The 13,996-nt window shown below is 44.0% G+C and carries 15 protein-coding genes and 1 other annotated feature; of the genes, 1 reads left to right on the forward strand and 14 read right to left on the reverse strand.

Annotation, left to right across the window (positions count from 1 at the left end):
* Positions 1–31: 31 nt before the first annotated feature.
* Together AC58PV_RS20445 and lspA are read right to left on the reverse strand one after the other, a co-directional pair.
* The gene (locus tag AC58PV_RS20445) at positions 32–982 is read right to left on the reverse strand and encodes an RluA family pseudouridine synthase (protein WP_497434210.1); all 951 of its coding nucleotides are present in this window, start codon (positions 980–982) and stop codon (positions 32–34) included.
* Positions 957–1,475, reverse strand: a complete 519-nt coding sequence (lspA, locus tag AC58PV_RS20450) for a signal peptidase II (RefSeq protein WP_068671042.1) — start codon at positions 1,473–1,475, stop codon at positions 957–959. The genes AC58PV_RS20445 and lspA overlap by 26 nt, the downstream gene beginning before the upstream one ends.
* 139 nt (positions 1,476–1,614) lie before the next feature.
* Between lspA and AC58PV_RS20455 the strand changes: the two genes are divergently transcribed.
* Positions 1,615–2,352, forward strand: coding sequence for a TraR/DksA C4-type zinc finger protein (locus tag AC58PV_RS20455; RefSeq protein ID WP_497434211.1), 738 nt, complete (start codon positions 1,615–1,617; stop codon positions 2,350–2,352).
* Between the two features lie 70 nt (positions 2,353–2,422).
* On the opposite strand, the gene ileS is transcribed toward AC58PV_RS20455, so the two are convergent.
* From ileS to ftsZ, 12 genes are all read right to left on the reverse strand, one after another.
* Entirely contained in the window at positions 2,423–5,191 is a 2,769-nt protein-coding gene (gene ileS, locus AC58PV_RS20460; protein WP_497434212.1) for an isoleucine--tRNA ligase, read from the reverse strand.
* A gap of 64 nt (positions 5,192–5,255) precedes the next feature.
* Positions 5,256–5,503, reverse strand: a binding site (T-box leader).
* A gap of 72 nt (positions 5,504–5,575) precedes the next feature.
* Entirely contained in the window at positions 5,576–6,052 is a 477-nt protein-coding gene (locus AC58PV_RS20465) for a DivIVA domain-containing protein (RefSeq protein ID WP_497434213.1), read from the reverse strand.
* Between the two features lie 150 nt (positions 6,053–6,202).
* Positions 6,203–6,985 carry a YlmH family RNA-binding protein gene (locus tag AC58PV_RS20470; RefSeq protein ID WP_497434215.1) on the reverse strand — a complete coding sequence of 261 codons (783 nt, stop codon included), beginning with the start codon at positions 6,983–6,985 and terminating at the stop codon, positions 6,203–6,205.
* A gap of 2 nt (positions 6,986–6,987) precedes the next feature.
* Positions 6,988–7,260 (reverse strand): YggT family protein, encoded by a 273-nt coding sequence (locus tag AC58PV_RS20475; RefSeq protein WP_157256863.1) that lies wholly within the window; start codon positions 7,258–7,260, stop codon positions 6,988–6,990.
* A gap of 41 nt (positions 7,261–7,301) precedes the next feature.
* Positions 7,302–7,724 carry a cell division protein SepF gene (locus AC58PV_RS20480; protein WP_056612633.1) on the reverse strand — a complete coding sequence of 141 codons (423 nt, stop codon included), beginning with the start codon at positions 7,722–7,724 and terminating at the stop codon, positions 7,302–7,304.
* Between the two features lie 54 nt (positions 7,725–7,778).
* Positions 7,779–8,465 carry a YggS family pyridoxal phosphate-dependent enzyme gene (locus AC58PV_RS20485; protein WP_497434216.1) on the reverse strand — a complete coding sequence of 229 codons (687 nt, stop codon included), beginning with the start codon at positions 8,463–8,465 and terminating at the stop codon, positions 7,779–7,781.
* Positions 8,466–8,504: 39 nt separating this feature from the next.
* Entirely contained in the window at positions 8,505–9,362 is an 858-nt protein-coding gene (gene pgeF, locus AC58PV_RS20490) for a peptidoglycan editing factor PgeF (RefSeq protein WP_497434217.1), read from the reverse strand.
* 114 nt (positions 9,363–9,476) lie between these two features.
* Positions 9,477–9,776: a YlmC/YmxH family sporulation protein gene (locus AC58PV_RS20495; protein WP_497434218.1), complete on the reverse strand. Its 300-nt coding sequence runs from the start codon at positions 9,774–9,776 to the stop codon at positions 9,477–9,479.
* Between the two features lie 141 nt (positions 9,777–9,917).
* Positions 9,918–10,700 (reverse strand): RNA polymerase sporulation sigma factor SigG, encoded by a 783-nt coding sequence (sigG, locus tag AC58PV_RS20500; RefSeq protein WP_056612640.1) that lies wholly within the window; start codon positions 10,698–10,700, stop codon positions 9,918–9,920.
* A 160-nt stretch (positions 10,701–10,860) separates the two neighbouring features.
* Positions 10,861–11,583 carry an RNA polymerase sporulation sigma factor SigE gene (sigE, locus tag AC58PV_RS20505; RefSeq protein WP_068670686.1) on the reverse strand — a complete coding sequence of 241 codons (723 nt, stop codon included), beginning with the start codon at positions 11,581–11,583 and terminating at the stop codon, positions 10,861–10,863.
* 99 nt (positions 11,584–11,682) lie between these two features.
* Entirely contained in the window at positions 11,683–12,606 is a 924-nt protein-coding gene (gene spoIIGA / locus AC58PV_RS20510; protein WP_497434220.1) for a sigma-E processing peptidase SpoIIGA, read from the reverse strand.
* Positions 12,607–12,839: 233 nt separating this feature from the next.
* On the reverse strand, positions 12,840–13,967 hold the full coding sequence (gene ftsZ, locus AC58PV_RS20515) for a cell division protein FtsZ (protein WP_068670690.1): 1,128 nt from the start codon (positions 13,965–13,967) through the stop codon (positions 12,840–12,842).
* Positions 13,968–13,996 lie beyond the last annotated feature (29 nt).

A 13,996-nucleotide genomic window follows, 5' to 3' on the forward strand; every position in this document is an offset into this window, starting at 1 on the left:
GCGTAGCTCTCCTCTCTCCAGTGAACAAGAACTAAGTTGTCCGTATCGTTGATATTAGGTGCTCCATATCTGGCGGAATTGGCGCTTCGAACTGCATCCATTCCCCTGTACGCGGATGTTCAAAGCCTAGAATCGCCGCATGCAAAGCCTGTCCATCCATCAACATCCCTTTGCTCTTGCCATACATCGGATCTCCAACTAGCGGATGGCCAATGAACTTCATATGCACACGAATTTGGTGCGTACGACCAGTCTCCAATTTCAACTCTACGAGAGTAAAATCGCCAAATCGTTCGATAACAACGAAGTGCGTTATCGCGGTTTTACTGTTTTTCTCCGTAACGGTGTACATCTTACGATCATGAGAATCGCGTCCAATCGGCGCATCGATCGTCCCTTGATCATGTTGAATATGTCCGTGTACCAAGGCAATATACTTGCGATTGACGGTATGCGCCTTCAATTGCTCGGCAAGGCTAGCATGCGCTTTATCATTTTTGGCAGACATAATTAAGCCTGAAGTATCCTTGTCAATCCGATGCACAATACCAGGGCGAAGTTCGCCATTAATGCCGGATAAGTCCTTACAGTGGTACATTAATGCATTCACCATGGTGCCAGAGTAATGTCCAGGTGCAGGATGAACAACGAGTCCACGCTGTTTGTTGATAACAATCACATCGCTATCCTCGTACACAACATTCAGAGGAATGTTTTCCGCTAGCAGCTCAACGCCTTGAGGCTCTGGAATGACTAATGCAATGACATCTTGCAAAGACAGCTTGTAATTAGGTTTTACCACTTTCCCGTTCACCTTAACGTGGCCATCTTTGACCCATTGTTGGACAAGTGTTCGTGAAATTTCTTCTTCCAACGCCTCTGTAATCCATTTATCGATTCGTTCACCCTCAAATTGAGATTCAACTGTCCATTCAATCAATTCTTGGGAGACGGACTCAGGTGAGGTCTGGTTTGTGTTCATGTGTTGCTCCTTTTTTCTCTTTTCGTGATGCTAGTATCGACTCAATGAAGATCAGAATAACCCCGACAACGATGCAAGAATCCGCTACATTGAAAATTGGGAAGATATAATCAACTTCTTTGCCGAAAAAGTTAAAATCAAATGTAAATTGGAAGAAATCCACAACTTCTGCGAACAAGGCACGGTCAACGAAATTCCCGAATGCTCCTCCAAATAGTAAACACAAAGCGAAAGGTAACAATACTTTACCTTCACGAATCGTCTTCTGCATGTACCAAATAATGCCGGCTAACACGAGAATCGTTACGATAATGAAGAACCATCGTTGATTTTGTAAAATGCCAAAAGCCGCACCACGGTTACGATGGGACGTAATCATGAAAAAATCCCCAATGACTGGACGTTCTTCGCCGAGCGGCACCTTTTTCACAATGATCCATTTCGTAACTTGATCTAGAATGAATGCAAGAAGTGCATACAGGTAATATTTCAAATATTTCATTTAAGTGTACCTCCTACATTGTGAACAACTTGTACATTCCTATTTTTCAAGGAATTACCTCACTAAAAAAAACGGTCTATCGGCATCCTAAACGGTATAAGTGAGCTGTTAGAAGGGAGCTGTACGACCTATGAGCCATTTAACTGATGAACAATTACAAACCTTATATGTACAACTGTTGGAGGAGAAGGTTGCACTTGAGAAGCATTTCGCTTCGAATGATCAATTCGGGCTCGCGAATTCGTTCTCTGATTCTATAGGCGAGCTCTCCATGTACGACAATCATCCCGGTGATATCGGGTCCGAAGTTTTTGAACGAGCAAAAGATATCTCGCTTAATGAACATGCTGAGATGCATTTAGAGCAAGTCAATGAAGCATTAGCTCGTATCGACAGCGGGGATTATGGTATATGTGTGTTTAGCCATCAGCCTATACCGTATGAACGCCTACAAGCTATACCTACAACGTTATACAGCATAGAACACGTGCCAGATCCTGACCAATCATTTCGTCGTCCTGTTGAAGAGCAAGTTCTTTACCCACCTTTCGGGCGAACAAGCTTCGATGAGAAAAATAACGAAACTGAATTCGACGGTGAAGATGCTTGGCAAATCGTTGAAAGCTGGGGAACCTCAAACACCCCCGCTTTCGCTGAAAACAACCAAGTGGAGAGCTACAATGACATGTACATTGAATCCGATGAATTGGAAGGCTATGTAGAGTCATTTGAAAGCTTTGTAGCCACTGACCTCTATGGTGAACATGTGACCATTGTACGAAGTAAAGCTTATAACGAATATATGCATAGTGATGAAGGCGATCCATTTCTTGAACCCGAAAGAACTGCCGACCTAGATGATGAATAGATGCAAGAGTTGAGCTTGATAAAAACAGGACAAACGAGCTTCGCATATTGCGTAAGCTCGTTTGGTTCCACTACTCGTGATAATGAGCAGTCACAACATCATTACATCTGACGCAGAGAGTTGGATGCTCTTTACTGTGCCCAACCTCTGGTGTCACTATCCAACAGCGTTCACATTTCTCACCGTCTGCAACAGCGATGGCAATAGCAACATCTTTGGATTGAAGTGCACCTTCAGGTACAGTAGTACCTACTGGATGTAGGTTAACAGCGGACACGATGAACAACTGATCCAATTGTTCGAATTGTGTCAACAAAGCAAACATCGCTTCACTCGGATACAAATTCACCGCTGCCCCTAAGGAATTACCAATGACTTTCTCCTTACGCGCTTCTTCTAGCGCCTTCAGCACGTCATCACGTACCTCCAAGAAGGAGTTCCATTTATTTTCCAATTCCTCGTTGTACACACTTGTTTCTACTTCCGGCAATTCAGCAAGTTGTACAGAGCTTAATTCCACACCTGGAATGTACTTCCATACTTCATCCGCTGTATGAGGAAGAATAGGCGCAATCAGTTTAGTAATCGCAGTTAATGCAGCATACAACACAGTTTGCGACGCTTTACGTGCTGGATCCTCAGCTGCATTCGCATAGAGACGATCCTTAATGATATCCAAGTAGAAGGAGCTCATTTCAACCGCACAGAAGTGGTGAATCGTTTGGTACACAACATGGAATTCGTATGCTTCATATGCTTTGATAACTTTCTCGATCATACGGTTCAAACGAATCAACGCGTAGCGATCCAATTCGGATAAACTCGCAAGTGCAACACGATCTGTAGCTGGATTGAACTGACTCAAATTCCCAAGCAGGAAGCGCATTGTGTTACGGATTTTACGATAAACTTCCGTCGTTTGGTTCAAAATATTGTCCGAAATCCGGTGATCGGACTGATAATCTACAGAAGAAACCCATAGACGAAGAATATCAGCGCCTAATTTACCACAAACCACGTTCGGATCAATCGTGTTACCGATGGATTTGGACATTTTGCGTCCTTCGCCATCTAACGTGAAGCCATGACTCAGAATACCTTTGTACGGGGACTTCTCTCTCGTCGCCACACCAGTGATCAAGGAAGAGTTGAACCAGCCGCGATATTGGTCTGAACCTTCCAAGTACAAATCAGCCGGCCATTGAAGTTCAGGTCGGGACTCAAGAACCGCAACATGACTGGAACCGGAGTCGAACCATACGTCCATGATGTCCGTTTCTTTACGGAACTCGCCATGACCGCATTTGGAACATGTAGTACCATGTGGAAGCAGATCTTTTTCTTCCTTGGTAAACCAAGCTTGGGAACCTTCTTGCTCGAATAACTGGGCAACATGCTCAATTGTTTGTTCGTTGACAAGCGGCTCATTACAGCTGCGGCAGTAGAAAATAGGAATTGGAACGCCCCACGCACGTTGCCTGGAAATACACCAGTCTCCACGATCAGCGATCATGTTGTGCAGGCGAACTTCGCCCCACTCTGGCGTCCATTTCACTTGCTTGATTTCTTCCAGCATCTCTTGTCTGAACTTATCAATCGAGGCAAACCATTGCTCGGTTGCACGATAAATGACAGGTTTTTTCGTACGCCAGTCATGTGCGTATTGATGCTGAATGTCAGCAGCTTTCAGCAACAAACCTGACTCCTTCAACTGCTCAATGATCAGCTTGCCGCCTTTTTCATAGAACATACCTTCATAACCTGGTGCTTCAGCCGTAAAATGTCCTTGATCGTCCACTGGACACAACACGCCAATGTTATACTTTTGACCAATTGCAAAGTCGTCTTCCCCGTGCCCAGGAGCTGTGTGTACACACCCTGTACCTGCTTCTAATGTAACGTGCTCGCCAACCATAACCAGGGATTCGCGATCATAGAACGGATGTTGGCATGTAACAAACTCCAACTCGCTGCCTTTGACCGTAGATAATACTTCGTATTCGCTCCAGCCAATTTCTTTCGCCGCTGTTGCAAGAAGCCCTTGTGCCAGCACGTATTTCTTGCCATTCGCTTGAACAATTGCATACTCGAATTCAGGATGTAAAGAGATTCCTAAGTTCGCAGGTAACGTCCATGCTGTCGTTGTCCAGATGACGATGGCTGCATCTTGAGGCAGTTTACCTTTGCCATCCTTCACTGGGAACGCTACATAGATGGATGTTGACGTTTTCTCTTTGTACTCGATTTCAGCTTCAGCCAAAGCACTCTCCGATGATGGGGACCAGTAGACAGGCTTCAACCCTTTATAAACGAAACCCTTTTGTACCATGGTACCGAAAACACGAATTTGCTGTGCTTCATAGCCTGGTTGCAAAGTGATATACGGGTTCTTCCAATCTCCACGGATACCGAGGCGTTGGAATTGACTCTTCTGTTTCTCAACAGATTGCAAGGCGTATTCTTTGCAATATTCACGGAATTCCGGAACCGTCATTTTCTTGCGATCGACTTTCCCACTGTTTGTGATCACTTGCTCGATTGGCAAACCATGCGTATCCCAACCTGGAACGTAGGGCGCGTCAAAGCCTTGCAACGTTTTGAAACGTACGATAATATCCTTAAGCACTTTGTTAAGTGCGTGACCGATATGAATATCTCCATTCGCGTAAGGAGGCCCATCGTGTAGAATAAACTTCGTCCTGCCCTTACGGCTCTCTTGCACTTTTGCATAAATATCTTCAGCCGCCCAATGCTCTTGCATCTTCGGTTCCGCTTGAGGCAAATTACCTCTCATCGGGAATTCTGTTTGTAATAGGTTTAATGTTTTTCCATAATCCATCTTTACCACTCCACTCCTGCTTCAATCTATCCTAGTCTAGAAAACAAAAAAAGCCTCTCATCCCAAAAGGGACGAGAAACTTAAACTCGCGGTACCACCCTCGTTAAAAAGCGTCGTGCACACACCTATAGGCACGTCGAACAGAGCTTCTTCACTCGATCATGTGTAACGGCATGACCCGTTTCTCCCTACTAGGTTTCAAGAGACGCTCCTGGGGGATATTCGGTACGCTGCAGAGATTAGGCTCACACCACAACCCTAATTCGCTGACACTGCTCATAACGCCCTACTCGTTCCAGTCATAGCTTTATTGCGATACTTTTATCAGGAGTATACCCAATCTGGCAGGCATAGTCAATATGATAAGGTCCTACAACACCTAACCTACTCTTCCTTACTTTCAAACTGCATACTTTGCCAGCCTTCTGTGTTCAACAATTCAAGCTGTGCTTCAAGTAATGTCCGAAAGCGCGTACGATAGATGGAAGCTTGCTTCTTGAGTTCTTCAATCTCAAGAGCTACTTTGCGAGAACGCGTCAAAGATTCGTTAATGATCCGATCCGCATTTTTCTCCGCTTCTTTCAGAATTAACTGAGCTTCTTTCTTGGAATTGCTTCTAACTTCATCAGCAGCCTCTTGAGCTACGATGATCGTTTTGCTCAACGATTCTTCAATATGCGTGAAATGATCCAAACGCTCCTGCAAGGCCATCGATTGGTTCTGCAAATCCTTATTCTCACGAATAAGCGCTTCATAATCCTTGATGACTTGATCTAGGAATTCATTCACTTGATCCTCATCATAACCACGAAACGAACGTGAAAACTCCTTATTATGTATATCTAGCGGTGTTAATGGCATCAGTGCCCCTCCTTAGCGTTTTGCGCAGCAAAACTGACTTCGTAAGCATAAGCTGAGCCTGTCTAAAGCTAGCCTACACCCATGTCTATACAGTTCAGTTCGACAGAAAATTAGCAATTCCTGCATGGTTCGTGGATAAATGTTCCATGATCATGCAAACTTGCCGATTTTCACACGAATTCGACCTTTTTTCGATACGCCTTCCACTTCAAGCACTTTAAACCTACCAAAACCCTGTAAGGAGATCATATCGCCTTCTTTAAGCGGCTTGCTCGGATCTTCTTCCAATTTCCAATTTACACGGCAGCGACCGGCTTGAATGGGTATTAACACTTTGGCCCGACTAAGTCGGAATACATCGCTCACAATACCATCCATACGCATGGAGGCAACAGATAGATGCAATTCATCAAGTTGCACTTGCGCTACTTCCAATTTATCTAAAGAGAGCAATTCCGTCTGGACATGCACTCTATGTACTTGTGACAAATTCAAATGCAAATAGTCGGCTGCATCCTGAGTTACCAAGCAATGGCAGCCACCCTCTATAACATGAATATCGCCAACCTTGTCCCGCTTCATGCCGAGTCCAAGAATGGCGCCCATGTAATCTCCATGTTCCAATGTTAGAAATTTGCCATCACCTGAGGATACAGCTAACACAGCCATCGCCATGTCATCACTGTCCAAGTTGCGGTAGTCAGGTGCGATAATAGCCCGCTTACGCTCTGCTGCTTCATAGCCGCCATCCAATCGGCAATGTACATCCGGGTGTCGGTTGACGAGTGAATGGAGAATGAAAGCCTGTCTGGGATCGAGGAAATCGGTTAATTTCACGGCATGTTGCTGCGCGGCTCGCTCTACCCAATCCCAGGCCTTATCCACAAAATGATGCTCGTCTTGGTGAAAATGTCCATAAATATCTTTCGTCAAGACTAGAAAATCCCCACAATGAAATCAAGTACGGCAAAGATACCCATTACAACGAATTTCAAAGCGATCAACGCCACGATTGGCGATAGATCAATGAAACCGATACTTGGTATAATTTTGCGGAATGGAGCCAAATACGGTTCAACCAACTTCGAAAGCAGTCCACCGACAAAACTGCCACGTGCGTTTGGAAACCAAGATAAGATCAAATAACCAATAATCATGAAATAATAAATTTCTGTCAAAACGCTTAAAAAAGAGTAAACGTTATCCACGGTTGTTTCCCACCTCTGTCTATGTGTTTGGGGATATGCGTCTATTCCTCGCCCATCATCTCAGAGATATGACCATGAATATCTACTGAGTCTGGTGTACAGAGAAAAATATTCGGTCCAAGCTTAGAGATAGACCCATTCAATGCGTAAACCGTACCACTCAAGAAATCTACGATTCGGATCGCTTGATCGCCGCGAACTCGTTGCAAATTCACGACAACCGCTCTACGAGCGCGCAGATGGTCCGCAATATCCTGTGTTTCCTCATAAGTGCGAGGTTCACTTAGGACAACGCGTGAATTCTTCTGTGAATGAATACTGACGACATTCGCCTTATTTTTATTACGTAATTCATATGGATTGGTTTCAGGTTCTTCTGTCGCTTCTACAATCCGTTCACGCTCCACGATTTCTTCCTCTTCCTGAAGACCAAGAAAGTTCATAAATCGGTTATATACACCCATAACGCTTCCCTCCTATCGAAATCCTACACATAGGAATCCTATTCCTAATGCCCTTTAGCCTTCTTTACCTACTAATACAGTACCCAATCTAACCCACGTTGCACCTTCTTGAATAGCCACATCGAAGTCGCCTGACATCCCCATAGATAGCTCAGTCACTTTATAAGGGAACACGCTTCGTTCATTCAATTGGTCCCGCAGCTCACGTAATCCACGAAAAACAGGTCTCGTTTCTTCGGATTCTAACTCATAAGGCGCCATCGTCATCAAACCACAGACGCGAATATGAGTAAGCTTACTTACCTCTTCTGCAAATTGGAAAAAATCTTGCGGCGATACGCCATATTTCGTAGCTTCACCAGAAATATTTACTTGCAAGAAACAATTAACGGTTATCCCCAATCCAGCAGCTTGCTTGTCCAGTTCCTTTGCAAGGGACATCCGATCTAAGGAGTGAATATAAGCGAATTTGCCGATGACATCCTTCACTTTATTCGTCTGCAAATGCCCTAGGAAATGCCATGTACCACGCTCATGCAGTGCTTCCCATTTCGGTTTTACATCTTGCCAACGATTTTCTCCAATATGCTGTAGACCCGTGTTCAATACTTGTTCTGTCGTTTCCAAAGATACATATTTGGTTACTGCGATAATCTTAATGTCATTTTCTAGACGACCTGACTCTCGACATACCGTTGCTATCCGAGCTTCAACCTCTTGTTTGCGTTCCAATACGCTCATTCTCTCTACACCTCAATTCAAACACATTCCCAGTTCCAGTTAGCGAAGACCGATCCAAGCGACCATTCTCCCTGTGGAACCGCCTTCCTTTCTATGCGAAAAGAAAAGATCGGTTCGGCAACTCGTACATAACTGAGTTACTTCGATATGGGACGACAAAATTCCTGCTTGCTCGATTAATTTCTGATTTAATAATTGCAAATTCAACATGAACTTCTCATTACCTTTATCCTTGATAATTGCAACTTGATCCTCTGTGGATAACTGTGTTTCATCAAAAACCAACCTTACGCGCGAGGCAACCGCCTGATCAACCTCATAACAACAAACGCCGATTGAGGGCCCTATGGCTGCTCGGATATCCGAAGGCCGACTACCAAAAGTATGTGTCATTAAGGATATTGTAGCCATGGAAATGTTTAGCACAGTACCTTTCCACCCTGCATGTGCAAGAGCTACCACACGCTGGACGGGATCATAGAAGAATAGCGGTACACAATCCGCAAATTGCGCACAGAGCACGATGTCTGTCTCTTTAGTTATAAATCCATCCTTCGCTTGCAAAGCCTTTTCTCTGCTGTCACGCCCCCTGCCTTGCTCGTCTAAACTGACGATAGCAATGTCTTTCCCATGTACCTGCTCTGCATATGTAAACGAAGTAAATGACTGCCCTATAGCCTCTGCAACCCGCTCACGATTACGTACGACATCGCCATGATTATCATTCACATGCAGACCGAGATTTAACGTTGAATAGGGAGCCTGACTTACACCACCTATACGTGTGCTAAAGCCAGCCGTAATCTCAGGAAATAATGACATCCAAGAGGCTATTGGTAAAAGGACCGGACGATCCTCGTCTGAATGAATGGTTGGTTCTAAGACAAATGGTTCCAATGTAAATCCCTCCAGCCCATATTGTATATCTCTACTTTAGCATAAAATAAAAAGACACACGATGTCTGCTCAGCTGCTTATACGGCTGATCCAGCTTCCCCCGTGTGTCAATCGTCAATTTCGAAACTGACGATTAAACTCATACACCCCTTCGGTTTCGTCCGTTTGACGATATGGCCGAACATCCTCTAGCTTCACAAGCACAACGTCAGCACCAATTTTTACGATATGCTTCCACGGAATAATGACATCGGTCCCTGTTCCGAACAGTCCAAAAAAACGACTCTGATTCGGAACTACAATGGATTCGATTCGTCCTTGGCGCAGGTCAAGCTCCAAATCACTGATTTGTCCAAGCTTCTTGCCGTCCACAATATTAATTACATCCTTCGTCTGGAAATCAGATATTTTCATGAGGCCTATCACCACATATCTCATTAGAATTTGTACTGAATTTGTATTAGTATATGTGCCTAATGGGCAAAATGTCCTATCAAACAAAAAAAGACCTTCACGGCTTGTCTACCTCAGCCGTTCCAGTCTTTGTTACTTAAATTAGGATTTCACATGTTTCTGCATCTGACAAATCGCTGATTTCTCTAACCTTGAAACCTGTGCTTGAGAAATGCCAATCTCATCGGCCACTTCCATCTGAGTCTTCCCTTCGAAGAATCGCATGGAAAGTATCATCTTTTCTCTTGCATTCAGCTTATGCATCGCTTCGCGCAATGCGATACCCTCGATCCATGACATGTCTTTATTGCGCTCATCGCTGATTTGATCCATGACATAGATAGGATCTCCCCCATCATGATAAATGGGCTCAAACAACGATACAGGATCTTGAATGGCATCGAGTGCGAACACGACATCTTCTTTGGGCACATTCAAAGCTTCAGAAATTTCATAAATCGATGGCTCGCGTGAGTTTTGATTCGTTAGACTGTCTCTAACTTGTAATGCTTTGTAAGCAATATCTCTCAAGGAACGAGAAACGCGAATCGGGTTATTATCTCGTAAGTAGCGGCGTATCTCACCTATAATCATCGGTACGGCATAGGTCGAGAATTTGACATTTTGACTTAAATCAAAGTTATCAATGGCTTTCATCAAACCAATACAACCAACTTGGAAGAGATCGTCCACATACTCTCCACGATTGTTGAACCGCTGAATCACACTCAGTACTAACCTTAAATTGCCATTGACCAATTTCTCTCTTGCAGTTCGTTCCTGTTTAGTTTGCAGGTCAGTGAACAACTCACGCATCTCTGCATTGGTCAGCACAGGCAGTTTGGCGGTGTCAACTCCACATATCTCAACTTTATTTCGGGTCACCGTGATTACCTCCCAAGGAGAAACATTACTGTTAATTATCCCCGTGAGCGGTCGATTTATTCCTGCCTCATCCCTTGCTCAGCCACTTGACAAAAGGGTACTTACTCGCTCCCTCCCGTGACACCTGAACAATTTCGACATGGACTGCCAAAAAAAAAATTTAGACCATCTTGTTAAACTCTTTGCGCAGTCGCTTAATAATGCGTTTTTCCAATCTAGAGATATAAGATTGCGAAATACCCAGCAGATCTGCAACGTCCTTCTGTGTCTTCTCTTCCCCATCCTGCAATCCGAACCGCAGCTCCATAATAATACGTTCACGTTCACTAAGTTTATCTAGTGCTTTATGTAAGAGCTTTCGGTCTACTTGTTCTTCGATGTTCCGATAAATAGTATCATTCTCTGTCCCTAATACATCAGACAAAAGAAGTTCGTTACCATCCCAATCAATATTCAACGGTTCATCAAACGATACTTCTGTTCGAATTTTACTATTTCTCCGCAAATACATTAGGATTTCATTCTCGATACAGCGCGAGGCATATGTTGCAAGCTTAATCTTCTTCTCGGGGTCAAATGTATTCACGGCTTTGATAAGCCCAATCGCTCCGATGGAAACCAAATCCTCAATATTAATGCCCGTATTCTCGAATTTTCTTGCTATATAGACAACCAATCTCAGGTTACGTTCAATCAACATTGCGCGAATAGCCGCATCCCCGGATGGTAACTTTTCCAATAAGTATTCTTCTTCTTCACGCGTAAGCGGCGGTGGCAATGCTTCACTACCACCTATGTAATAGATTTCCTCACCTTTGAGTCCTAGCATCATTAATATACGATAATACGTTAGTTGAATAAGCAGTTTCCACTTCAAGAACATGTTAGTTTCCTCCTAAGAGTTTTGCCATAGCAAAACTTTCATCGTAAGCTAAGCTGCGTTTTCCAATGGAAAACTGACTTTGTAAGACTGAACCAATCTTTAACCAGCTTGAATTAATGCGGGATGAATTATAGCTTGATAGGAACCATCACTGCACAGTTTTCCTCCATCAAGCCCGATGAGCACCTTCGTAGCCTCCAACTGCGATTCATTATGGTTAATCACCACCTTATCGGGTTTAATAGCCAGCATAAATTGTGTGTTGCGATTGACCCCACGGTAAGGTACGAGTCGTAATCGGTCCTGCCAAATAAACTCTTCTACGCCTATGCCGCTGATGATTTGATCCACATCTGCTGACCGGATCCTTTGCAGCCATTGCTCGGGCAGAACATCTCCCCATTCCGATACTTCCATAACCATAACAGGTGTGCGCGTCAAAGGATCATACAGTTGATTCCCCGTATCGATCAATCCTTTGCAAGTAGCAATGAAATCCCCAATGTGAATGGTAACCTCTGCCAAATAGGTTGTCATCACTTCTCGCTGCTTACTACTCTGGAATACTGTTCTAAACCACCAGATAAGTGGAAGCAGGAGCAGGGCCACAAACACGATGCTGCCAATTTGAAATTGAAACATGGCGACGCCAGATTGCGTAAACACGATTCCTTTCATAACATCAGATGAAGAGGCTAGCACATAATGAATACCGAACATCCCGCCAGCAACAGCAAAATTAATGAGTAAGAATGTTCCCATATTCCGCAATAAATTTTGTAAGGAACCGTATCCAAAAGCGGTTATAATCATACCTGTACAAAACATACATTTCACAGAAAATGTAAATAGCAAAGTGGGAACTGGCAAAAACATCATAACGACATAAGACGCCCCTAATGCTGCAGAAAGTGCAATTCTCCACCAGGTGAACGCTATTTTCCGCGTTTTTGCAGTGACTAAAAGTAGGGCTGCATCCACCAGAAAGTTCAACAGGAAAATGAGATCTGCATAGACAACCACGCCATGCCTCACCTCCAAGAACGGCACTATCTAGCAATTTCATGACGAAACTTTCCGCTTCTAAATCAGTATATTGGATTCCAAATTCAAAGTCTGTCTAAACATGCTAGTAGGAAGCTACTTTTTTTGTCAGTTAACGCGGTCCTGTCCATCGGCGAAAAACTTACAGAACAACAAAAAACCGAAGCTTCTACATCAAGTAGGGCTTCGGTCTCTAGACAATTATTATGTAATTATTTGTCAGTATTGCGTCCGCGATTTCGTAAGAAAGTCGGAATATCTAATTGATCATTAGAAGGTTGTGCACCAAAAGGTTTAAGATTATTTAAGCGGTTATCTGGAGCAGAAGACGTCTCTGGTTGTCCTGGTGATACCGGACGTTTGATAGACTGATGGATAGGAGCCGCTTTATGTTCGAAACCAGTTGCAATCACCGTAACTAAGATCTCATCTTTTAACTTCTCATCAATTACAGCACCGAAAATCATATTGACTTCAATGTCAGAAGCAGATGCCACGATATCAGCCGCTTCATTCACTTCGTACAGGCTGAGGTTCATACCGCCTGTGATGTTCATAAGTACACCACGTGCGCCTTCGATGGATGTTTCTAGCAATGGACTCGAGATCGCTTTTTTGGCTGCTTCTGCCGCACGATTCTCACCAGTAGCAACCCCAATTCCCATAAGGGCGGAACCACGTTCAGTCATAATCGTTTTGACATCTGCAAAGTCCAAATTGATAAGTCCTGGTACTGCGATCAAATCTGAGATCCCTTGAACACCTTGGCGAAGAACATTATCCGCTTCACGGAAAGCTTCAAGCATCGGAGTCTTCTTATCAACAATCTCAAGTAGACGGTCGTTCGGGATAATAATGAGCGTATCCACTTTCTCTTTCAATGCAGCAATCCCTTGCTCTGCTTGTAAAGAACGTTTACGTCCTTCGAAAGTAAACGGACGCGTTACTACACCAACCGTTAGTGCGCCTACCTCTTTAGCGATTTCAGCAATGACTGGAGCAGCACCTGTACCAGTACCACCGCCCATACCTGCCGTTACGAACACCATATCTGCGCCGCGAAGCGTATTCAGAATCGTCTCCCTTGACTCTTCTGCTGCTTTCTTCCCGACTTCAGGATTTGCACCTGCGCCTAGACCGCGGGTCAATTTATCGCCAATTTGCAATTTATGAACGGACTTGGCCAAATGAAGCGCCTGTGCATCCGTATTTACGGTAATAAATTCAACACCTTTAACACCGTTTTCAATCATGCGATTCACTGCATTGCTACCGCCGCCACCAACACCGATGACTTTAATTTGAGCTAATTGATCTAAATCCATATCAAATTCAAACATATGAGCCATATCCCCCTAACTTAACGTTC

Source organism: Paenibacillus sp. J22FR83, from assembly GCF_059691955.1.

Bases quoted from the DNA above. Each gene is read 5' to 3' on its own strand.
- ileS (WP_497434212.1), bottom strand. From the start codon at position 5,191: ATGGATTATGGAAAAACATTAAACCTATTACAAACAGAATTCCCGATG.
- AC58PV_RS20455 (WP_497434211.1), top strand. From the start codon at position 1,615: ATGAGCCATTTAACTGATGAACAATTACAAACCTTATATGTACAACTG.
- AC58PV_RS20485 (WP_497434216.1), bottom strand. From the start codon at position 8,465: ATGAGCGTATTGGAACGCAAACAAGAGGTTGAAGCTCGGATAGCAACG.
- AC58PV_RS20465 (WP_497434213.1), bottom strand. From the start codon at position 6,052: ATGCCATTAACACCGCTAGATATACATAATAAGGAGTTTTCACGTTCG.
- sigE (WP_068670686.1), bottom strand. From the start codon at position 11,583: ATGTTCTTGAAGTGGAAACTGCTTATTCAACTAACGTATTATCGTATA.
- ftsZ (WP_068670690.1), bottom strand. From the start codon at position 13,967: ATGTTTGAATTTGATATGGATTTAGATCAATTAGCTCAAATTAAAGTC.
- AC58PV_RS20495 (WP_497434218.1), bottom strand. From the start codon at position 9,776: ATGAAAATATCTGATTTCCAGACGAAGGATGTAATTAATATTGTGGAC.
- AC58PV_RS20445 (WP_497434210.1), bottom strand. From the start codon at position 982: ATGAACACAAACCAGACCTCACCTGAGTCCGTCTCCCAAGAATTGATT.
- AC58PV_RS20480 (WP_056612633.1), bottom strand. From the start codon at position 7,724: ATGGGTGTATATAACCGATTTATGAACTTTCTTGGTCTTCAGGAAGAG.